General features: G+C 37.1%; 20 protein-coding genes. 13 read left to right on the forward strand and 7 right to left on the reverse strand.

Translation table 11 applies throughout. The features are described from left to right. The first annotated feature begins 22 nt into the window (after positions 1 to 22). From H560_RS0112800 to H560_RS21590, 10 genes are all read left to right on the forward strand, one after another. Complete coding sequence (locus H560_RS0112800) at positions 23 to 865, forward strand: glycosyltransferase family 2 protein (protein ID WP_228372472.1); 843 nt, start codon at positions 23 to 25, stop codon at positions 863 to 865. Further along, complete coding sequence (locus H560_RS0112805; RefSeq protein WP_027380412.1) at positions 865 to 2,028, forward strand: glycosyltransferase; 1,164 nt, start codon at positions 865 to 867, stop codon at positions 2,026 to 2,028. The genes H560_RS0112800 and H560_RS0112805 overlap by 1 nt, the downstream gene beginning before the upstream one ends. Beyond that, entirely contained in the window at positions 2,025 to 2,588 is a 564-nt protein-coding gene (locus H560_RS0112810) for an acyltransferase (RefSeq protein WP_027380413.1), read from the forward strand. Before H560_RS0112805 ends, H560_RS0112810 begins: the two co-directional genes overlap by 4 nt. Next, complete coding sequence (locus H560_RS0112815) at positions 2,589 to 3,740, forward strand: glycosyltransferase (RefSeq protein ID WP_027380414.1); 1,152 nt, start codon at positions 2,589 to 2,591, stop codon at positions 3,738 to 3,740. 41 nt (positions 3,741 to 3,781) lie between these two features. After that, on the forward strand, positions 3,782 to 4,339 hold the full coding sequence (locus H560_RS0112820) for a serine acetyltransferase (RefSeq protein WP_027380415.1): 558 nt from the start codon (positions 3,782 to 3,784) through the stop codon (positions 4,337 to 4,339). A gap of 250 nt (positions 4,340 to 4,589) precedes the next feature. After that, positions 4,590 to 5,258, forward strand: a complete 669-nt coding sequence (locus H560_RS0112825; protein ID WP_027380416.1) for a carbonic anhydrase — start codon at positions 4,590 to 4,592, stop codon at positions 5,256 to 5,258. Between the two features lie 22 nt (positions 5,259 to 5,280). Beyond that, positions 5,281 to 5,580: a hypothetical protein gene (locus H560_RS0112830; RefSeq protein WP_027380417.1), complete on the forward strand. Its 300-nt coding sequence runs from the start codon at positions 5,281 to 5,283 to the stop codon at positions 5,578 to 5,580. 138 nt (positions 5,581 to 5,718) lie between these two features. Continuing rightward, positions 5,719 to 7,311 carry a SulP family inorganic anion transporter gene (locus tag H560_RS0112835; protein ID WP_027380418.1) on the forward strand — a complete coding sequence of 531 codons (1,593 nt, stop codon included), beginning with the start codon at positions 5,719 to 5,721 and terminating at the stop codon, positions 7,309 to 7,311. Between the two features lie 46 nt (positions 7,312 to 7,357). After that, complete coding sequence (locus H560_RS0112840; protein ID WP_027380419.1) at positions 7,358 to 7,993, forward strand: carbonic anhydrase family protein; 636 nt, start codon at positions 7,358 to 7,360, stop codon at positions 7,991 to 7,993. Between the two features lie 381 nt (positions 7,994 to 8,374). Then, positions 8,375 to 8,797, forward strand: a complete 423-nt coding sequence (locus H560_RS21590) for a hypothetical protein (protein WP_051289327.1) — start codon at positions 8,375 to 8,377, stop codon at positions 8,795 to 8,797. 6 nt (positions 8,798 to 8,803) lie between these two features. On the opposite strand, the gene pth is transcribed toward H560_RS21590, so the two are convergent. The 7 genes from pth to mfd form a co-directional block, all read right to left on the reverse strand. After that, positions 8,804 to 9,367, reverse strand: coding sequence for an aminoacyl-tRNA hydrolase (gene pth / locus H560_RS0112860; protein WP_027380420.1), 564 nt, complete (start codon positions 9,365 to 9,367; stop codon positions 8,804 to 8,806). Between the two features lie 88 nt (positions 9,368 to 9,455). Further along, the gene (locus tag H560_RS0112865; protein WP_027380421.1) at positions 9,456 to 10,388 is read right to left on the reverse strand and encodes a hypothetical protein; all 933 of its coding nucleotides are present in this window, start codon (positions 10,386 to 10,388) and stop codon (positions 9,456 to 9,458) included. A gap of 102 nt (positions 10,389 to 10,490) precedes the next feature. Next, positions 10,491 to 11,339 (reverse strand): hypothetical protein, encoded by an 849-nt coding sequence (locus tag H560_RS0112870; RefSeq protein WP_027380422.1) that lies wholly within the window; start codon positions 11,337 to 11,339, stop codon positions 10,491 to 10,493. Between the two features lie 143 nt (positions 11,340 to 11,482). Beyond that, positions 11,483 to 12,226 carry a hypothetical protein gene (locus H560_RS0112875; protein ID WP_027380423.1) on the reverse strand — a complete coding sequence of 248 codons (744 nt, stop codon included), beginning with the start codon at positions 12,224 to 12,226 and terminating at the stop codon, positions 11,483 to 11,485. 5 nt (positions 12,227 to 12,231) lie between these two features. Continuing rightward, on the reverse strand, positions 12,232 to 13,047 hold the full coding sequence (locus H560_RS0112880) for a hypothetical protein (protein WP_027380424.1): 816 nt from the start codon (positions 13,045 to 13,047) through the stop codon (positions 12,232 to 12,234). A gap of 19 nt (positions 13,048 to 13,066) precedes the next feature. Next, positions 13,067 to 13,888 (reverse strand): hypothetical protein, encoded by an 822-nt coding sequence (locus H560_RS0112885; protein WP_027380425.1) that lies wholly within the window; start codon positions 13,886 to 13,888, stop codon positions 13,067 to 13,069. Between the two features lie 582 nt (positions 13,889 to 14,470). Continuing rightward, positions 14,471 to 17,842, reverse strand: a complete 3,372-nt coding sequence (mfd, locus tag H560_RS0112890; RefSeq protein WP_027380426.1) for a transcription-repair coupling factor — start codon at positions 17,840 to 17,842, stop codon at positions 14,471 to 14,473. A gap of 252 nt (positions 17,843 to 18,094) precedes the next feature. Between mfd and H560_RS0112895 the strand changes: the two genes are divergently transcribed. From H560_RS0112895 to H560_RS0112905, 3 genes are all read left to right on the forward strand, one after another. Continuing rightward, positions 18,095 to 18,487 carry a hypothetical protein gene (locus tag H560_RS0112895; RefSeq protein WP_027380427.1) on the forward strand — a complete coding sequence of 131 codons (393 nt, stop codon included), beginning with the start codon at positions 18,095 to 18,097 and terminating at the stop codon, positions 18,485 to 18,487. Positions 18,488 to 18,692: 205 nt separating this feature from the next. Continuing rightward, complete coding sequence (locus H560_RS0112900) at positions 18,693 to 18,962, forward strand: hypothetical protein (protein ID WP_027380428.1); 270 nt, start codon at positions 18,693 to 18,695, stop codon at positions 18,960 to 18,962. Positions 18,963 to 19,088: 126 nt separating this feature from the next. Next, positions 19,089 to 20,588 (forward strand): GH3 auxin-responsive promoter family protein, encoded by a 1,500-nt coding sequence (locus H560_RS0112905; protein WP_027380429.1) that lies wholly within the window; start codon positions 19,089 to 19,091, stop codon positions 20,586 to 20,588. The last annotated feature ends 23 nt before the right edge of the window (positions 20,589 to 20,611 follow it).

The raw sequence follows: 20,611 nt of genomic DNA on the forward strand, positions 1-20,611 counted from the left end.
GTAAAAAATTATTAACACAAACATGATGAAATTTTCTGTATTAATTGCCAATTATAATAACGGCAAATTCTTTAAAGACTGCTACGACTCTATTCTGAATCAGGAATATAAAAACTGGGAAGTAATTATTATTGATGACAGATCTACGGATGATTCTGTAGAAGTCATAAAAAAGATAATAGGCGATGATAACAGATTCAAATTATACGAAAATGAGGAGAATTACGGTGTAGGCGTTACCAAAGCAAAACTTATTGAAGATGCTACCGGGGATATATGCGGATACCTGGATCCCGATGATGTCATTAAGCCCAATGCCATACAAAGTGCCATGAAAGTTCTGGAAAAGAAAAAAAATGTAGTCCTCACCTATTCCAGACTGGCAAAATGTGATCAAAACCTGAATATTTTGAAAGAATTCCGTGCAGCAATGCAGGTTCCGAACAGGCAGAAAACTTTTTTCAATTTTCCGATACAGATTGCGCCGTTCGTAGCTTTTCGCAGGGATGTTTACTTACGCGGACCAAGAATAAATCCCGAGCTTAAAATTGCAGAAGACCAGGATCTTTATTTCAAATTGTATGAGGTAGGCGATGCATATTTTATTAATCAGACAGATTATCTTTACAGAGCTCATGCAGGGGGAATCTCCCAAAATGAAAATAAAGGAAAATCCTACAGCTACTATGCCCGCTCTATCTGGGAAGCCATGCAGCGCAGGAATCTCAAAAAAATAAACGGCAAGCCTGTTCCTGAAAGCTATACCGATCCTCAGGAAATTTTTGCTCTTTTAGAGTATCAAAACAAAACAATTTTTCGTATTAGGAAAAATTTGATTATTTTTTTACAAAAAATATTTGGCTAATGGCAGACAACAAAAAAATCAAGGTGCTTTTCAGGCACCGGTCTATGGAAATGGGAGGGGTGGAAAAAGTGGTTTTAAGCATGCTCAATAACCTCAACAGGGAAAAATTTGATCTTACAATTTGTTTAAATATTAACCAGGGAGAGCTCAGAAATGAATTCCCTAAACACATCCGAAAGGTTTATCTTACTGACGGAAAAGAAGATTTATCACAAAATCCTTTCATTCAAAAGCTTCAGCTGGCAAAAAGAAAGCTGAAACTTGCCAAAGCTGAAAAAGATCCAAAAATAGCCGATAAGATTCTTGGTGAGAAATATGATGTGGAAATAGCACCAACTTATGCTGCTTTTTCATCCGTTTTAAATTCTACCAATAAAATGTCTAAAAAAATTGGCTGGTTTCACTCAGATATTACACTTCCCAAATTACAGCCTTTGGTTCCTGAAATTTTAAAGCAGATTCCTAAATTTGATTATTTTATTTTCGGGTCCCAACAAACAAAAGATATTTTAATAAAAACTTACCCCAACCTCAACCTACCTGAAAATCAGGTTATCTTAAATGCCATTCCTATTGATGAGATAAAACAAAAAGCATTGGATATAAAAGTAGAATTTCCTGATAAGCCAGTTTTTACTTCTGTAGCAAGACTTCACAGCAGGAAAGGATTTCATAAACTTATGGAAGCACATGCCAAATTACTTAAAGACGGCTATGATCATCATATAGTTGTTATTGGTGACGGTGAAGAAATGGGAAATCTGAAAAAACAAGCTGAAAATCTTAAGGTTACAGAAAGCTTCAAACTATTGGGCTCTTCTATAAATCCTTATCCTTATGTAAAATTTGCAGACTTTTTCATTCTTCCATCCGAGTCCGAAAGCTGGCCGTTGATCATTGCAGACAGCCTTATACTTCAGAAACCAATCATCGCAACCAATGTAGGAGGAATCCCTGAAATGATAGAACATGGAAAAACAGGCTACCTCATCAACTATGAAACGGATGAAATGTACGAATCCATGAAAAAATTTCTTACAGAACCAAAACTGATTTCGGAGATTAAAGAAAATTTAATAAATATTGAAGAACAATTTGACAACAAGAAGATTTTTGATTCTGTTGAAAATATCATTATTAACTTAGCAAAAAAAGAACAATGATTTTCTTATACCGTATTATTCTGAAACTTCATACCATTTACCAAAAGATCATTCAAAATATTTACATTAAAATTTCAATCTCAAGAGGCTTGAAAGTTGGGAAAAATGTCATTTTCGTAGAAGCGCCGGATTTTGGTTCAGAACCTTTTTTAATTGAAATTGGTGATAGGACAAAGATCACGGCTGGCTGTAAATTCATCAACCATGATGGTGCTATGTATGTGATCCGAAGCATGAAAAAATATGAAGATGCACGAAATTTCGGCAGAATAAAACTTGGAAAGAATTGTTTTGTAGGAAATAACTGTATTTTTCTTCCCGGCTCACAAATGGGCGACAATTGTATTTTAGGGGCAGGATCTGTACTAAATTCCAGTATGCCGGATAATTCCGTTTATGCGGGAACTCCTGCGAAATTCATTTGTACTATTGAAGAATATGGCGATAAAGCTTTGGAAAACAACGTTATGTACCCAAGAGAACTGGAGCCGGAAAGGGCAAAACTGGAAGCGTATATTAAGGAACACACCCCTCATATTTATAAACCTGTAAAAAAATAAATGGCTGAAAAAAAGAAAATCCTCATTCGCATTGGTTCCCTGCGTCATGGCGGTGCAGAGAAAGTATTGGTTACTTTTTTAAAAAATCTTCCGCAGGATAAATATGAAATTGATTTACTATTGAATCTTTATTCCGGTAAATATTTACCTGAAGTACCTTCCTGGATCAATATTTTATATCTAAATAAAGGTGAAATGATCACCACAAACCGGCCTCATGAAATTCCCAGAAAGGCTGCCAGAGTGATTTATCAGGGAACATTGAAAAGATTCCCAAACCTCTTGTATAAAGGAAAATTAAACAATAAACAATACGACATAGAATTTGCCGCCATTCATGGAATGAGGGACGAAGTTTTAGGCTCGCCTTTAAAAAATTCTAAAAAAATAGTCTGGATCCATAATGATCTTTCTCAGGTGAAAGGCTATACCAACGAAGAAATCAAAAAATTTTTCGGGTTTGATAAAATCATGGTGATTTCCGAAAAAATAGAGCAGCTTTTTTTAAGTTTAGCTAAAAATCAGGCAGAAAAAGATAAGATTGTAAAAATTTATAATCCTCTGGATACAGAAGAGTTTATTTCGAAAGCGGACCAGCCTGTGCTGAATTATACATTTGACCGCACGCTTCCTACGTTTATTTCAGTCGGAACGGTATTTCCTCAAAAGGGGTTTGACAGGCTGCTGAAAGTTCATAAGCACCTTTTAGATGAAGGTTTCAAGCATAAAATTTTAATCGTGGGCGACGGCTATGATTTTGAAAATATCAAAAAATTAAAATCAGAGCTTGGGGTGGATGATTCTGCGACTATGCTTGGATTTACAGATAACCCTTATCCTTATTTTAAAAATGCAGATTTTTATATCCTGAGCTCAAGGTATGAAGGTTTTCCAACCGTCCTTTTTGAAGCTATCACTTTAAAAAAGAAAATTATATCCACCGAAGTTTCCGGAGCCAACGAAATGTTGAATAACGGCGAACTGGGCCTGGTGGTGGAAAATTCGGAGGAAGGAATTTATGACGGTATGAAAAAAGCCCTGTCTGAACCAGAATTTTTTGAACAGTACACTGAAAAGCTGAAGCGCTACGAAATGCCGTTCAATCTGGAAAATTCCGTGAATAAGATTACATCTGTTTTAGATGAATTATAATTAATTATCACCTAAAATCACAATTTCCTTACATTTGTTTTATGGCAGATCAGTACTCTACGCTTCAGAAAGACTTTTACAGAGAAAGTGGAAAATGGCTTTCTACTTTTGAGATTTGGGCAAAATGCGTAAATCCCAATCTTCATTTCATTTATATTTTAAGACAGGCACAAAAGCATAAGAAAAAATCTTTGGCGGGCCTTTTCTGGAGGCTGGTTTTAAGAAAGCATCAGATCAAGTATGGTTTTCAGATCTATCCCGAAACTGAAATCGGGGAAGGTTTCTACCTTGGGCATTGGGGAAGCCTTGTCATTAACCCAAAAGCAAAAATCGGCAAAAACTGCAATATCGCTCAGGGTGTGACTATCGGGCAGCAGAACCGTGGCAAAAATGCAGGCTTTCCTGTAATCGGTGATAGCGTGTGGATTGGTACCAATGCTGTGATCGTCGGTGGTGTAACCATAGGAAATAATGTGCTGATCGGCCCAAATTCCTACGTTAACTTTGATGTTCCTGATAATTCTATTGTTATCGGAAACCCTGCTAAGATTTCTCCAAGCGAAAACGCTACTGAAGGTTATATCAATAATAAGGTTTAATAGCTTAAATTATTGTTTTTTTAATATCAAAATTTCTATTTTATTAGAATACTTTGTAAATTTATGCTGATTTTTTTGCTGGATTATTTTGAAAAACCGATGATTTTAAGCATATTTTAATATTAAACTTTGTTAAAAGTATTTGCTTTCTCTACAAAAATTATATTTTTGCATAGTTATTGATTTGGTCTATTGATTTTAAAAATAATTTAAACGAAATAAATAATCACATCTTTTAGAATTGTAAGTTATGTCACAATCGTACGAAGTTATTTTTGAGAACAACAGAAAATGGGTAGAATCAAAACTTGCAGATAACCCCGAGTTCTTTCATGAGCTTGCAAAAACCCAGACACCGGATTATTTATATATCGGATGTTCAGACAGCAGAGCTACAGCGGAAGAATTGATGGGTGCAAAGCCGGGAGAGGTTTTTGTCCACAGGAATATTGCTAATGTGGTAAATACTTTGGACATGAGCTCTACAGCCGTTATTCAATATGCTGTGGAACACCTGAAAGTGAAGCACATTATTGTTTGCGGACACTATAACTGCGGCGGCGTGAAAGCAGCAATGACACCTCAGGATCTGGGATTACTGAATCCGTGGCTGAGAAATATCCGCGATGTGTACAGATTACACCAGGCTGAGCTGGATGGTATTGAGGATGAAGCCAGGCGATATGACCGGCTGGTAGAGCTGAATGTTCAGGAGCAGTGTATTAACGTAATTAAAATGGCCTGCGTGCAGGAAAGATATATTTTAGAAGAATATCCCGTGGTCCACGGGTGGGTTTTTGACCTCAGAACAGGTAAAATTATTGATCTTGAGATAGATTTCGAAAAAATACTGAAAGACATTCAAAAGATCTATAACCTCACAAGTTCCGACTGGGTGATGAGCAAAAAAACCAAATAGTTTTTCAAAAAAGGGATGTAAAATGAAATTCTGGAGTATTATTACATTATTGTTTTTTCTAAACTTTACAGCATTACCTGGTATGGCTGCTGTTTTCGGTTGGGATCTTACAAGAACCAATGTAGTGATCAATGAAGAAGAGCCGCATTCTCATCCTTCATCATTTATAGTTTATGAAAAGACACTTCCAAAAACGTTGGACGTGTTTGATTATCTTAAATTTTTCGAGCCGTCTCTGGAAGGCGGATCTTTTATACTTGTAGATGATTCCTTTCATCCATCCCCTTTACTTTCCATATTTTCCCCGCCTCCGGAAGCGTAAATTTAAAATTAGATTTTTTTAATACTATTCGTGTCAGCAATTGATATCGGATAGACGTGCTTTAATTTTAAATTTCCAATCTTTTATAATTGATTTATTAAAAGACTGATAAATCGGTTATTATCACAGCTTCGCATCATGAAAAAGACATCATTAATAGGAGGAATAAAGGAGAATTTCCCTTCAGGACTCGTAGTATTTTTAGTAGCACTTCCTCTATGTTTAGGAATTGCATTAGCATCAGGCGCTCCGCCATTATCCGGAATTATCGCCGGTATTGTGGGAGGCATTGTTGTAGGAACACTCAGTAATTCTAACATTTCTGTTTCCGGGCCGGCAGCGGGTTTAACAGCCATTGTTTTAACGGCAATTACGGATTTAGGCGCATTTGAACTTTTCCTTTGTGCCGGAATTATTGCCGGAATTATCCAGCTGGTTTTAGGGTTTATAAGAGCTGGAAGCATTTCCAATTATTTCCCGAATAACGTTATTGAAGGAATGCTTGCAGCCATCGGTATCATTATTATTCTAAAGCAGATCCCTCACGCAATGGGATTTGATAAAGATTATGAAGGTCATGAATCTATTTTTGATAACGGATTAAACTTCGGGTATTTTACAGAATTATTCGGGGCTATACATCCCGGAGCCATTATAGTTACGCTAGTTTCCGTAGCTATCCTGATTGCATGGGACAAAATTCCTGCACTTAAAAGAATAAAAATGCTTCCGGGAGCATTAGTGGCAGTAGTGGTGGGAATTGTTTTAAATCAGATTTTTAAAATGACAGGCAGCTCACTGGCCATCGAAACCCAGCATTTGGTTTCCCTGCCGGTTCCCCAATCTCTGGATGATTTTAAAAACCTCGTTACAATGCCGGATTTTAACGGATTTACAAATCCAAAAGTATGGATTGTGGGAGCAACCATCGCTATTGTAGCTTCTATTGAAACACTACTTTGTATTGAAGCTTCAGACAGGCTGGATCAGCAAAGAAGAATTACGGATACCAATCTGGAACTAAAAGCCCAGGGAATTGGTAATCTTGTAAGCTCATTCATAGGCGGGCTTCCAATGACATCGGTAGTGGTAAGAAGTTCTGCCAATGCTAATTCTGGTGCTACTTCAAAACTTTCTACCATTATTCACGGGGTTTTGCTGCTAATTTGTGTTCTTTCTATTCCTGTAGTTCTTAATCTGATTCCACTGGCCACTTTAGCTGCGGTACTGATTATGGTTGGATATAAACTGGCGAAGCCTGCTACGTTCAAACATTTCTGGCATTTAGGTAAATTCCAGTTTATTCCGTTCGTGGCAACGGTAGTTGCTGTTGTGGCAACGGATTTATTGAAAGGTGTGGCGATAGGCCTTGCCATCTCTATTTTCTATATCCTTCAGGGAAATATGAAAAGAGCTTACTATTTAAGCAAAGAGAACCTGGATGATGCAGACGGTATCAATATTAAGCTTGCGGAAGAAGTTTCTTTCCTGAATAAAGCAGCCATTAAAAAAACTCTAAAAAACATCAAGCCTAATTCTACAGTAACCATCGATGCAAGAGGGACCTCGTATATTGCAACAGATGTCCTGGAAATGATACAGGATTTTGCCAATATCCGTGCAAAAGAAGAAGATATTACCGTAGAACTTTTAGGATTCAAAACATCATACAAAGATTATGAAACAGATGAGGATTCTCACATCCTGATCACTCACAGAAGAGCAATGTAATCTTTATTAAACAATTTTTTTTAATTTTAAAATATAACAACATTATATGAAAGCACATACTTACGAAACTCAGACAACAATAACACCTGAGAAAGCGTTAGATTTTTTAAAAGAAGGAAACCAGAGATTTGTAAACAACTTAAAGGCAAACAGAGACCTTCTGGAGCAGGTAAATGCTACCCGTGAAGGACAGTGGCCTTTTGCAGTAATCCTAAGCTGTATAGACAGCCGTACTTCTGCAGAACTTATCTTTGATCAGGGATTGGGCGACGTTTTCAGTATCAGGATTGCCGGTAATTTCGTAAATCAGGATATTTTGGGATCCATGGAATTCGGGTGTAACGTTGCAGGCTCCAAGCTGATTGTTGTTTTAGGACATACAAAATGCGGCGCTTTGAAAGGAGGTCTTGATGCAGCACAGATCGAAGGGATGGGAATGGACAACCTGAACCACCTTATCAATCATTTTGATCCTATCATCACTGAGGTTATTGAAGAAGGAGAAGAACGTTCCTCCAAGAACAGCTCGCTTCTTGAAAGGCTGAACCATCAAAATGTAAAAAACGCCATAGAAGATATCCGCAAGCAAAGCTCTACTTTGAAGAAGCTTGAGGAGGAAGGTAAAATAAAAATCGTAGGTGCCAATTACGACGTTGAAACAGGCGCTGTAAGCTGGTTGTAAGATTTTTTACACCTTTTTCTTATGGAATGTACATTTTAAGAATGTTATAGTTAGATAGATTGGAAATAATTTTTAAAAGTACAATTCATGGCCATCGGTTTTCCGGTGGTCTTTTTTTATGTAATTGAACACCCGTCAAAAATTCTTTGGGATTTCGCAACTTCTATGGAGGAGTGAATTTGGAGCTTCAGTAATGTGCCGTCAATTTTTTAATAAAAAAGACTGAAAGCTCTGTGGTGGCTGAGGCTCCCGAAGCCGCCAATCCTGAAATCCTAGCCCCGATTGTAGTGAAAATCCTTTTTTGCAAAAAAAAGATTGTAGCGGAAAGCGGGAAAAAGCTCCAAAAAAACTACATTTGATGCAGATTTACTGTACATCGTTATGAAAATGTATTTCAAGATATTTCCGGTTGCTTTTTTATTGTGCCTACATGTTTTTGTAAAGGCCCAAAAGCCTGTGACAGATACGCTGGCTTACCTTAAAAAATTCGAAACCAATAAGGAAAAATATATTGGGAAGCCGTTTTCCCTGCTGTTAAAAGATATGACCCAAATGCAGCCTAAAATGGCCAAATCTGACATAAATGAAGATCCGGGCGTGCCTCTGCAAAGCACCATGTTCAGGTTTTCAGAAAAGGATATTAGTTCCGCAAACCAAAGTACGCTGATTATACGATGGAAGGCAGACACCGTTCCAACTACCCCCATTGAATTCTTCGAGCAGGAGCATAATTACCGTTTTACTGTAAGCGAACGGAATTTTTTTGAGAAAAAGATCATCAAGGATATTGTTGTTTATAGGTAACCGCCTTTATTTTCCGTTAAAAGCTGACATGGTATTGCTGATCCCGGCAAAAACAAATGAAAGGCATGCTTTGGAAAACTTCTCTATTCTTTCGGGAAGCTTTTCAGATTCTTGCTCATTCCAGGTTCCGAGAACGTAATCTACCTGCCTGCCTTCAGAGAAATCCGCAGAAATCCCAAAACGCAGGCGTGCATAATTTTGTGTCTGCAGCACTTCATTAATATTTTTCAGCCCGTTGTGCCCGGCATCAGAGCCTTTTCCTTTCATCCTTAAAGTCCCGAACGGCAAGGCCAGATCGTCTGTTACAATCAAAACATTTTCTAATGGGATATTTTCTTTCTGCATCCAATATCTCACCGCATTCCCGGAAAGGTTCATGTAAGTATCCGGCTTCAGAACCAAAACTCTTCTTCCTTTATACTTTCCGTCTGCCATCCAGCCAAAATTTGTAGTATTAAATGGTGCTTCTAAAGTTTCCGCGATCTTTTCAGCTACTTTAAAACCTATATTGTGACGTGTATTTTCATATTCCGGGCCTTTGTTTCCAAGACCGACAATTAAATATTTCATTGAGAAATTTTTTGCAAAATTAAGGCATTAAAATAAAAAACTCAACCTTCGGAAAGATTGAGTTTTAAAATATTACTAAAATTATTTTTTACAATGGTTTGTAAATATAGTTTACTCCGTATCCTTTCGTCATGTATGTCTGAGGATCATAATTATAATTGGTAGAGAATACCACTGGAGAAGGAATCGGCTGCGTAAGATCTGAAACAGCATATCTTTTCGGGCTGTTCGGTGATAATATCCAGCTTTCTACGTCATTAATCTCTGTAGCCAATAATCTTGAGATTTTGTAAGCCGTAGGAACCAATGTGAACGGGCTGATTCTTGCATCATAATCTGCGTAATCATATCCATATTTTTCAATAGCTGCACCAAAACTTCCGCCACTGTTTATAGGTCCATAGTGTCTTACTACCTTGGAAATATTGTCTCCAATGTATTCATACTTTGTTTTGGAATAATCTGTATATGCAAAAGGAGTAGCAGGGTTCTCAGGTCCCGTTCTCATAATGATGGAATCCAATTTTGCAGTGGCTGCAGCATATTTCAGGTTATAAAGCGTTTTTGTCTTTCTGTATAAAGTCTGTGGTCCCGGTGTAGTAGCCGGCGGTACAATTACCCTGTGAAAATAAGATCTGTTTTCTGAAATAGATTCCAGCTTTCCTGTACTTCCATAGGTAAACAGCTGCGTGAAAGAGATACTGTCTCCATCTAAATCACCGTCACCATCCAGATCCAGGAAACCTTTGAAGTCAATTTTACTTACTTTATCTCCGCTCCAAGCTATATCAGCCACCGAGGCACTGTCTCTGATCACTTGAGACAGGTGTAATCCGCTGTAATAATACGTAGCTAATGTATCAGAATTTGTAATTTCTCTGTATAAGGCTCTCGGACCATTAAGCCCGGTATTGCTATTAACATCTAGCAATGGATTCCCGTCTTCATCTAATAAATCTTTACAAGAATGGATCGTAGAAACACCAACTAATAATAAAATAAAGTAAAAAAGTCGTTTCATTCCAATAGGGATTATTTATTTTTCCACAAATATAATTTTTTTTTGCATAAAAATCATATATTTCTTTATATTCTGGTCAACTATTAAAAGAATAATCTTAAATTATAAGGGTTTGTATATGTATTTAACTGCCTGACTCTGATCAGAAACCGGATAATTCTGAGAATCATACAGGTATCCTTTAGGAACAGATACCGGCGCACCTGCCGGACCTTGAATTGTAATCTTCCCGACATTATTGGTTGAAAGCATATAAAAATTAACAGGAGTAATTGTTCCGGTTACCATGAAATATTCTTTCGGCAGTGTTGTATAAGGATTTATTTTGGCATCATAATTATCATAAGCATAAGACATTACAGTTGCTGTAGAGGTATCAGGAGTTCCCCCGCTCATGAGCATCGATGTCTGATCCATCTTCACTACGTTGCTTGCTGAGAATGTGAATTTGTATTCCACATAATGGGTGTAGGTATTTCCTCCCAGCTTTTTCTTTTCTACAATTCTGTACAGCTGTCCGTTTGCATCATAAAGGACTTCAAAATCACTGTGGTTGGTAACAGACATTACCGTCTGATCCATTGTAATAGCTGTCATTTTTCCGTTTGTATACGTAATATTATACAGATTATCTATTACATGTGGATTTACATTGTCCTGATATTTGATTTTCGTGATTTTGTTGCCGGTATAGGTTACTGTAGCCGCAATAGTGTTGGTAGATCCGGCATCTCTCATGTATGCTTCAGAAAGAACACCCGAGTTGGTAATGTACTCTTCAATATCTTTTGTACCGATATTTACTTTACTTAAAATTCTTGGACCTGTAATAGTACCGCTTCCAGAGGAATTGTTATTCTGATTAGGCGGATCATCTGTTGTATTGTCACAAGATACTACAAACCCAAGTGCTAAAGCTGCAAAAGTTGAAAGAAAGTATTTCTTCGTCATAGAATATTAATTTTTAATGCCGTCAAATATAATTGATTTTCCCTAATGAAAGAATTAAAATTCCCAAATAAATTTCAGAATTATATAAAAAAGTCTAAAAACTTTCGCTTTTAGACTTTTAAATTATCATTTATTCTTACAAATTAATATGGTTGTAATACCGATACTGTTAAGACTGATTTTGACATGTCTGCATTCAGATAAGTAGTATCCACCGCTCTGCCGATTCCCAGCGTGTTGTCATTAATATTTCTTTTAATGCAGGCAGCTTTTACTGTATAATTATTTTTCGGGGTAAGGTTTTCCAGTGTGGCATTCAGGTTAAAAATTTTATTAGTTCCTTCGCCTCCCAGAATCACGTCTGTTCTTACAGCTCTTAGTTTGTCATCTACAAAAATCCCGCACGCGAAGCTTGTAGAAGTGTTTCCGTTTCCTGTTTTCTGGGCCGTTGTCTGAAAATTAAATGTTACTTTATTAACAGCATTAGTTGTAGAAAATGTAGAAACTGTTCCTGTAAGCACTCCCCAGGAAGCTGTAATGGATCCTCCTTCCGTATAAGGCGAAGTAGAGCCGTTAGCTCCCGAAAAAGATACTCCGGTTTTATCTTCCAGTGTATTCATGGAAAATAATGACATACTTGTCAATCCGTCTGCAACCTTAATACTTTTCCAGTCGTTTACATTAGGACTGGCACTGTTATGAAAAATTGTCCCTGCTGCACCTGCAGACCCTTTTACGGTGTTGGTACCTCCCATTCTTAATTCCTTTCTTACATTTAGGTCACCGTTGATGTCAAGCATGTTCACCGGAGTATTAGTATTGATTCCCACTTGCGCATTGATAAAAAATACAGCAAGTAAATTTATTATTAGAAATAATTTTTTCATTTGTATTAATTTGTAATTGTGTTAAACACCTGTGGAACTTCATAGATATCCACTTTTAAAGAAGACTCTGCAATGAAGGAGTCAATATTGGTCTGAACTGCCCTTCCTACCCCCAAAGTAATACCATTGCCCACATTATAAGAATCTAATCTTGAGCATGCCACACTTACAGTATGGGCACCTTTTGAAAGGTTTTCGATAAGGCCGATCTGGTTATGGGTAAGAAACGGATAATTTGCACTGCTGGCCTTTAGATTACCCTGTCTTATATTAACAAGCTTGTCATCTACGAAAATACCGCAAGCATAATCAATGGAGCTGTCCGTAGTTCCTGCAGCACCGAAAGTAGCCTGAACTACGGTTTCAAACTGAAAATATGCTTTACTTATGGTACTGTAAACATTAATCGTCTGTGTAAGTCCGGGGATTTTCTTGAAATTGTTAAAATTGTTATACGTATTATTTTTAGTAAACGTTGCAGATCTTGAAGTAATGGTAGATTCTTCACTGGCAGTGAAAGAAACACCCGTATTATCCGCAAATGAATTATTAAAAATCAGGTAATATTTATTAGCTTCATATTCCGGAATTCTTAATGTCTTCCAGATCGGCGGATATCCAGCCCCCTGAGAAACCAGAATCTGAGCATCCGTTCCTTCGTAAAGTTTGTTGTCCGTTACATTCAAAACAGCAAGTTTTCCACGCAGATTCACGTCTCCGTTTACGTCCAGCTTTGCTTTTGGAGATTCTGTCTTTATTCCGATTTGAGCAGAGAGGGATAACCCTATTGCGATGAATAGGATAGAAAATATATTTTTCATGAATTATTTTTAAAAGAGTTTAATTGGTATAGCTTACATATTCTATGATATCAACTTTCATCACAGATTCCAGATTAAATGCATTTGAAACGTTGTTTGTATTAGATACATTTCGTCCAATCGTAAACTGGGCGTTCGAGCTTGATGCATTAATTTTCCTACAAGCGACCTCAATTTTCTGAGCTCCTGCCGGAACGTTAGGTTCCGTATAATTCAAAGTAAAAACATATTCCTGCATACCATTTTTTTCAGAATTATTTGTAGATGCCACTTTATCAGGACGTATGGCAACGAGCCTGCCGTTTCTGAATACTCCACATGCAAAGCTCACGTTCTGCGATGTGGTAGCAGATGAAGCTTTCATTTCAACTCCTGTCTGGAACTGATACGTAAGCCTGTTTCTACTGTCTTTAATGGTGAAATTGTTTTCGAGACCGGGAATTTTAATCCATTTTCCTTTGGTAGTATCTGTAATGTCATCGCCAACATTGTTTTTATACACGTTGTCGCCTAAGATACCGTTAGAAAGAGTTGTAATACCCGTTTGATCCGTTGAGAGGTACGAATTGATTAATCTGTACTGACCTTCTTCTATGAAGGAAACATTCAAAGATTTCCAAGCGGGAGGCAAACCTTCTCCCTGGGAAACCAATACCTGGCCATTCAAGCCGGGATTTCCGGCTGACGTCGAAGTACCGCCGACTCTAAGTTCTTTTCTTAAGGTGGTTTTCCCGTTGATATCGAGAACAGAATTGGGGGCACTTGTACCAACTCCCACCTGTGCATAGGCCTGGATTGTAGTTAACAATCCAGCTATGCAGCAATACATAGTTTTTTTCATAATAAGGGACTGCAAAGGTAAAGAAAAAAAATCGTAAAAAGTAGAGTTTTCCCTTATAAACATTTATAAACTAATCAATTACAATATTTAGTGAATTATTAATTATTAGAATTATTTCTACGAACAAAAGTTAGGTTATCGTATTCTTCCGGAATGAAATTAACAAATAATTCACTAAAAAGTAACTTATAAGATACTGTTTAATCAATAAAAAGTGATTTTTATGTTTGCTTATTTCATGTTTTAAAGGCATTTTATAAAGGATATAGATAATAATAATGCATTATTATTAATCTATTTTGTGTGATAAATTATTAGAATTCTGTTGATAGTCACCTAGAAAAAGTTTAATTTTTCAGTCCAATTTTTTCGAAAAAAAAAGTGGTTTTAAAATATTTCAAACCACTTTTTTTTGCAATATTTTTTTTGTAGATTTTTATCTACAAGGCTTCATTTTTGATAAAATATTTAAGCTAAATGTAAAATTCGGTTGATATTCTTCATTTTATATCATGAAAAATCTTTGATTACACATTGCCTTTTTTCAATAAAATTTAAGAAATAATCTCTCTTTTCTGCATCTTACTCCCCACTTTTTAAGATTGATTTTAAAAGTTCATTCACCTCATCCACATTCATCACATTGTCTTTTCTCATCATCAACTGATTTCCGTCTTTACTTACCTTTTCTTTCAGCTGAGCTTCTTTCGGATTTTTGGTTAAGTAATTGACAATGTGTCTAAACTTATTTGTCTGGTAAAACTTATCCTGAGGATTACTTGGAAAATAGCCTAAAAACACAGCGTTCTTCATTACAATTTTTTCAAATCCTATATCGCAGGCAAGCCATTTCAGGCTTACGCTTTTTAACAGGTTTTTCGCCTCATCCGGTAAATTTCCGAAACGGTCTATTAATTCAGACTCGAATTTTAACAGGCTTTCCTCATTTTCTACCTCAGCAAGCTTCTGGTAAAGCAGCAGTCTTTCCTCCGTATTTGAGATATACCAATCCGGCAGCATCAGCTCCAGATCCGTGTCTATATTAACATCTTTGGTTGTTTTGAAAAGCTTGCTTCTTTCTTCTTCATTTTCGAAAAGATTTTCAAATTCCCGGTCATCCTTTAATTCTTCCAGGGCTTCCTGCATCAGCTTCTGATACGTTTCAAATCCCATTTCATTAATAAAACCGCTCTGCTCGGCGCCCAGCAAATCTCCCGCACCCCGAATTTCCAGATCCTTCATTGCAATCTGGAAACCACTTCCCAAATCAGAAAACTGCTCAATAGCTTCCAACCGCTTTCTGGCATCGGAAGTAATCATATCATAAGGCGGCGTAATCAGATAACAGAAAGCTTTCCTGTTGCTACGTCCCACACGACCTCTCATCTGGTGAAGATCTGCCATCCCGAACCGCTGTGCATCATTAATGAAAATCGTATTTGCATTCGGAACGTCTACCCCGCTTTCAATAATAGTTGTAGAAACCAGCACGTCATATTTCCCTTCCATAAAATCGAGTACATTCTTCTCAAGCTGCTTTCCTTCCATCTGTCCGTGTCCGGTGATTACTCTTGCATCCGGAACGAGCCTCTGGATGAGCCCGGCAATATCTTTGAGATTTTCTACCCTGTTATTAATAAAATATACCTGTCCGTAACGCTGTATTTCATAAGAAACTGCATCACGGATGGTTTCTTCATTAAATCCTATCAATTGAGTATCAACAGGCTGCCTGTTCGGCGGCGGCGTTTTTATAACCGACAAATCCCGCGCTGCCATCAGTGAAAACTGTAATGTTCTCGGAATGGGTGTAGCCGTTAATGTGAGGGTATCCACATTATTTTTTAAGGTTTTCAATTTATCTTTTACAGAAACCCCGAACTTGTGTTCCTCATCAATGATCAACAGACCTAAGTCTTTAAATTTCACAGAACTGCCTGCCAATTGGTGGGTTCCAATGATAATATCAACTTTTCCGTTTTTAAGAGCGTCCAGTGTTTCAGATTTATGTTTTGCCGTTCTGAAACGGTTGATATAAGCCACATTTACCGGAAAATCCTTTAATCTTTCTTTAAAGCTTCTATAATGCTGAAAGGCCAAAATAGTGGTAGGAACCAAAACTGCCACCTGCTTTCCGTCAGTTGCCGCCTTGAATGCCGCACGGATAGCAACCTCCGTTTTACCAAAACCTACGTCTCCGCACACGAGGCGATCCATTACAGTATCAGCTTCCATGTCTTTTTTCACATCAATGGTTGCTTTTTCCTGATCCGGAGTGTCTTCGTACAGAAAGCTTGCTTCCAACTCATTCTGCAGGTAAGAATCTGGAGTGTAGGCAAATCCTTTAGCCGTTTTTCGCTGGGCGTATAATTTGATCAGGTCGAAAGCAATCTGCTTTACCTTTGCTTTTGTTTTTTGCTTTAAGGATTTCCAGGTTGGCGAACCCAGTTTGCTCAAAACAATTTCTCTTCCATCCGGTCCGTTATATTTCGAAATTTTATGAAGAGAGTGAATGCTTACATATAATAAGTCCCCGTTTTTATAGGTTAATTTAAAGCATTCCTGTATTTTTCCGTCATTATTTACTTTCACCAAACCCATGAATTTCCCGATTCCATAGTCGATATGGGCAATATAATCTCCTACTTTCAGAGACATCAGGTCCTTCAGTGTCAGCTGCTCGGATTTTGCAAAGGTGTTTTTCGCTTTATACCTTTGGTATCTGTCGAAAATCTGGTGATCGGTATATACCAACAGCTTATGACCGTGGTCTACAAATCCTTCATGAAGCTCAGATTTAAAGCTTTTAAAAGGAAGTTCATGCTCCAGTTCTTCGAAAATAGATTCCAGCCTTTCTTTTTGTTTCTCGGATGAAAAAGAGATCCAGGTATCAAATCCGTTATTTTGTTTTTCCTCCAGATCCTGAATCAGCAATTCGAAATTTTTATGGAAAGACGGCTGCTGGTTCTGGTCAATTTTAATTTCAATTAAATCTTTAATTCCTTCCACAGAAACACTTCCGAAATCTATTGTTTTAAATTTTTTATAATCACATAAAAACTCCTGATCAGAAATAAACAGCTCCTGTGGCGGCCTGTGGGCAATATCTTTATTTAATGTTTCAAATTTTTCCAGTGATTTTTCGTAGAATGTTTTTAATCTCTGCATTCCTACAACTGCATTTTTGGAAATAACGAGGCTCTCATCAGGCAGCAGCTGAAGCAGAGAAACCCGGCTTCCCGTCACTGTAAAGTTCATATTGGAAACCAATTGAAAGTCGGTCACTTTATCCACCGAAAGTTGTGTTTCGATATCAAACGTTTTAATGCTTTCCACTTCATTCCCGAAAAATGTGATACGGTAAGGTTTTTCATTCGAAAATGAAAAAACATCTACAATACCTCCCCTCACGGAAAATTCTCCGGGCTCGGAAACGAAGTCCGCCTGCTGGAAATTATAATGATTCAGAAGTTCATCCACGAAATCGAAGTCAAGCTGGTCGCCGACCTTAATGTGATGTGAAATAGCCTTGAAATCTTCTTTCTTCAAAACCTTTTCAGATAAAGCTCCTGCATAAGCAACAATAACTTTTGGTGATTTATCTGATGTAATTTTATTGATAACCTCAGTTCTTAAAACAAGATTGGCATTTTGTGTCTTTTCAACCTGGTAGGGCTCAAGATGAGTGGCCGGAAAATACAAAACCTTATCTTTTCCAATAAGATCTTCCATCTCCGTATTGGCATACAATGCATCTTCCTTATCATCAACAATATATAGAATATGTTTCTTCCGGGCCAGGAAAAGCTCTGCTGTATAAACGGAAACCGAGGATCCCGCATTTCCCTTTACAGAAATATGCTGGTGAGTCTCCAGTGGTGTAAAAATTTCCTTTCCAAATTCTTTTTGCAGCAAATCCGGAAGGAATTTTTCAGTAATGGTTTTTAACTGCATAAATAGTATTAAAAATAAACGACAAAAGCGATTCCGGGACTGTTCCGGAATCGTTTGACCAGAGCAAAGGTAGTGATAATTTTATTTTAGAAATATGAGCACAACAATATGGTATAAAAAGAATTGCAAAAATCAATAAACTCTTAATTTTTTACTAAAAATTTTAATTTACAGTTAAAAAAAATCTACATATCAGCTCGTGGCACATTGTTTGAAAAATTTACTTTACCAAACTCTTAAAGAAATAATATTATGAAAAAAGCAATCAGACTTTTAGGATTATTCCTGTTAGTGTTTTTTGCAGTCACGACAATTACTTCATGCAGCGATGACGACGACCCTGCAAACAACGATTTCTTCGCAGGAACTTACAGAGGAAACATCTCCTATAACGACAGTGACAATAACATCAGTACAGATCAGGGAAGTGTATTTGTAACTAAAATTGCAAGTGGCACGAAGTACAATTTCTCTTTCTCTAACGGAATTCCGGATCTTAACGGAATAGAATTTAACCAGGAAGGAGACAATACTTTGGTGATGGTGGGTTCCACCGCTACTTCGTATATCAGAATTGATAACAATGAATTAAAAATACTCTATTTAAAGGATGGCAAAACGTGGACAGCCAACTGTACACGGTAACCAACTTTTCATACATATGTTAGGGCCTGCTTTTTCGGAAAACGAGAAAGCAGGTTTTGTTTTAAATAAATGCATTGCCTAGTTTTTAAACAATCTTTAATCTTTTTTTAAGCTGTAATAAACTTTAGTTAAGTTTAGAAAACACTTACTTTAAGTCTGATTTTTGCATAACTTTGATTCAAGAAAACAATACAAAACAATCTTTATGAAAAAATTATTATCTGTAATGTCTTTAGTTTTAGGATTAGGACTTGCCACTGCACAACAGACTGTTCCTGCCGCAACGGCAAAAACTCACCAAACTGTAAAAACAGTAAAAGCTTCAGAAACAAAAACGGTAAAAGCAGCAACTCCCGCTACACCGGCGCCTGCAGCAAAAATGAAGAAAGACGGAACGCCGGATAAAAGATACAAGGAAAATAAAATGCTGAAAAAGGACGGAACTCCGGACAAAAGGTATAAAGCAAACAAGTAACTCAACATTATAGTTGTTATTTTCATAATCAAATTTCGAAGAACCGATGACCACTCATTCATCGGTTTTTTTGTGCACGTATGATAAAATTACCACAAATCGTTCAGTAATTTATAAATTTGGAGCATGTTAAACTTTCTAAAGAAAAATGCAGCGCTGGTATGGGCAAAAAAACACGTCCGTAAAGCTGAAGAATTCAAGAAAAATGCAGAAAAAAACCAGGTAGAACTACTGCTATCCCTGGTAAATACAGCCCAGAAAACACTTTTTGGACGAGAACATGATTTCGAAAATATAAAAACCGTAGAAGATTTTCAGCAAAAGGTTCCTGTTGCAGATTATGAAGATCTGAAACCATATATAGAAAGAGTAAAACGCGGCCAGGCCAATATTCTCTGGACAAATACTCCCGAATATTTCGCTAAAACTTCAGGGACTACATCAGGTGCAAAATACATCCCTATTTCTAAAGAAGGAATGCCCTTCCAGATCAAAGGAGCCCAGAGCGCACTCTTCCATTATATTGCTAAAAAAAATAATGCAGATTTCGTAAAAGGGAAAATGATTTTCTTACAGGGAAGTCCCGAGCTGGAAGAGATTTTCGGTATAAAAACCGGCCGTCTTTCCGGAATTGTGGCTCATCATATTCCGAACTACCTTCAAAAAAACAGGCTCCCAAGCCTCGAAACCAACATGATGGAAGACTGGGAAGCCAAAGTGGATAAGATTGTCGAAGAGACGGAAAAGGAAGACATGACCTTAATTTCGGGAATTCCTCCCTGGCTGATCATGTATTTTGAAAAACTAATTGAAAAACACGGAAAGAAAATAAAGCAGATTTTCCCTAACCTACAGCTGATAGTAACCGGAGGAGTTAATTATGAGCCTTATCGCGATAAAATGGAAGAACTGCTGGGCGGGAAAGTGGATATTGTGCAGACATTTCCTGCTTCCGAAGGTTTTTTTGCTTTTCAGGATGATTATACTAAAGAAGGCTTATTACTTTTAACCAATCATGGGATTTTCTATGAATTTATTCCGCTGGAAGAATACGGCAGACCTAATGCCAGAAGATTGACTCTTAAAGACGTTGAGCTTAATAAGGATTATGCTTTAATTTTAACCACAAATTCAGGCTTATGGGCGTATTCTATTGGTGACGTGGTAAGGTTTATTGATAAAAGTCCGCACAAGATTCTGGTGAGCGGCAGGACAAAGCATTTTACCTCAGCTTTTGGAGAACATGTAATTGCTTTCGAAGTGGAAGAGGCCATGAAAGCTACAATGGAAAAATATCCGTCACAGATTACGGAATTTCATCTGGCTCCGCAGGTAAACCCGGCCGAAGGACTTCCCTATCACGAATGGTTTATTGAGTTTGAAAAAGAGCCAGACAATTTAGATCAGTTTAAAAATGAGCTGGATGAGCAGCTTAGAAAGCGCAATACTTATTATGATGATCTTATTTCTGGAAACATCCTTCAAAAGCTTCATATCACAAAGCTGAAAAAAAATGCTTTTCAGGAATATGCAAAATCACAGGGCAAACTCGGGGGGCAAAATAAAATTCCAAGACTCGCCAATGATAGAAAAATTGCAGATTTATTGGAAATTTACAAACTTTAAACACATTTTTTCAATTCCGGAAA

The sequence above is a fragment of the Chryseobacterium daeguense DSM 19388 genome (assembly GCF_000430825.1).
In the GTDB taxonomy this organism is placed as follows: domain Bacteria; phylum Bacteroidota; class Bacteroidia; order Flavobacteriales; family Weeksellaceae; genus Chryseobacterium; species Chryseobacterium daeguense.

Coding starts and splice junctions, on each gene's coding strand:
- H560_RS0112800 (WP_228372472.1), top strand. CDS start 23: ATGATGAAATTTTCTGTATTAATTGCCAATTATAATAACGGCAAATTC.
- H560_RS0112805 (WP_027380412.1), top strand. CDS start 865: ATGGCAGACAACAAAAAAATCAAGGTGCTTTTCAGGCACCGGTCTATG.
- H560_RS0112810 (WP_027380413.1), top strand. CDS start 2,025: ATGATTTTCTTATACCGTATTATTCTGAAACTTCATACCATTTACCAA.
- H560_RS0112815 (WP_027380414.1), top strand. CDS start 2,589: ATGGCTGAAAAAAAGAAAATCCTCATTCGCATTGGTTCCCTGCGTCAT.
- H560_RS0112820 (WP_027380415.1), top strand. CDS start 3,782: ATGGCAGATCAGTACTCTACGCTTCAGAAAGACTTTTACAGAGAAAGT.
- H560_RS0112825 (WP_027380416.1), top strand. CDS start 4,590: ATGTCACAATCGTACGAAGTTATTTTTGAGAACAACAGAAAATGGGTA.
- H560_RS0112830 (WP_027380417.1), top strand. CDS start 5,281: ATGAAATTCTGGAGTATTATTACATTATTGTTTTTTCTAAACTTTACA.
- H560_RS0112835 (WP_027380418.1), top strand. CDS start 5,719: ATGAAAAAGACATCATTAATAGGAGGAATAAAGGAGAATTTCCCTTCA.
- H560_RS0112840 (WP_027380419.1), top strand. CDS start 7,358: ATGAAAGCACATACTTACGAAACTCAGACAACAATAACACCTGAGAAA.
- H560_RS21590 (WP_051289327.1), top strand. CDS start 8,375: ATGAAAATGTATTTCAAGATATTTCCGGTTGCTTTTTTATTGTGCCTA.
- pth (WP_027380420.1), bottom strand. CDS start 9,367: ATGAAATATTTAATTGTCGGTCTTGGAAACAAAGGCCCGGAATATGAA.
- H560_RS0112865 (WP_027380421.1), bottom strand. CDS start 10,388: ATGAAACGACTTTTTTACTTTATTTTATTATTAGTTGGTGTTTCTACG.
- H560_RS0112870 (WP_027380422.1), bottom strand. CDS start 11,339: ATGACGAAGAAATACTTTCTTTCAACTTTTGCAGCTTTAGCACTTGGG.
- H560_RS0112875 (WP_027380423.1), bottom strand. CDS start 12,226: ATGAAAAAATTATTTCTAATAATAAATTTACTTGCTGTATTTTTTATC.
- H560_RS0112880 (WP_027380424.1), bottom strand. CDS start 13,047: ATGAAAAATATATTTTCTATCCTATTCATCGCAATAGGGTTATCCCTC.
- H560_RS0112885 (WP_027380425.1), bottom strand. CDS start 13,888: ATGAAAAAAACTATGTATTGCTGCATAGCTGGATTGTTAACTACAATC.
- mfd (WP_027380426.1), bottom strand. CDS start 17,842: ATGCAGTTAAAAACCATTACTGAAAAATTCCTTCCGGATTTGCTGCAA.
- H560_RS0112895 (WP_027380427.1), top strand. CDS start 18,095: ATGAAAAAAGCAATCAGACTTTTAGGATTATTCCTGTTAGTGTTTTTT.
- H560_RS0112900 (WP_027380428.1), top strand. CDS start 18,693: ATGAAAAAATTATTATCTGTAATGTCTTTAGTTTTAGGATTAGGACTT.
- H560_RS0112905 (WP_027380429.1), top strand. CDS start 19,089: ATGTTAAACTTTCTAAAGAAAAATGCAGCGCTGGTATGGGCAAAAAAA.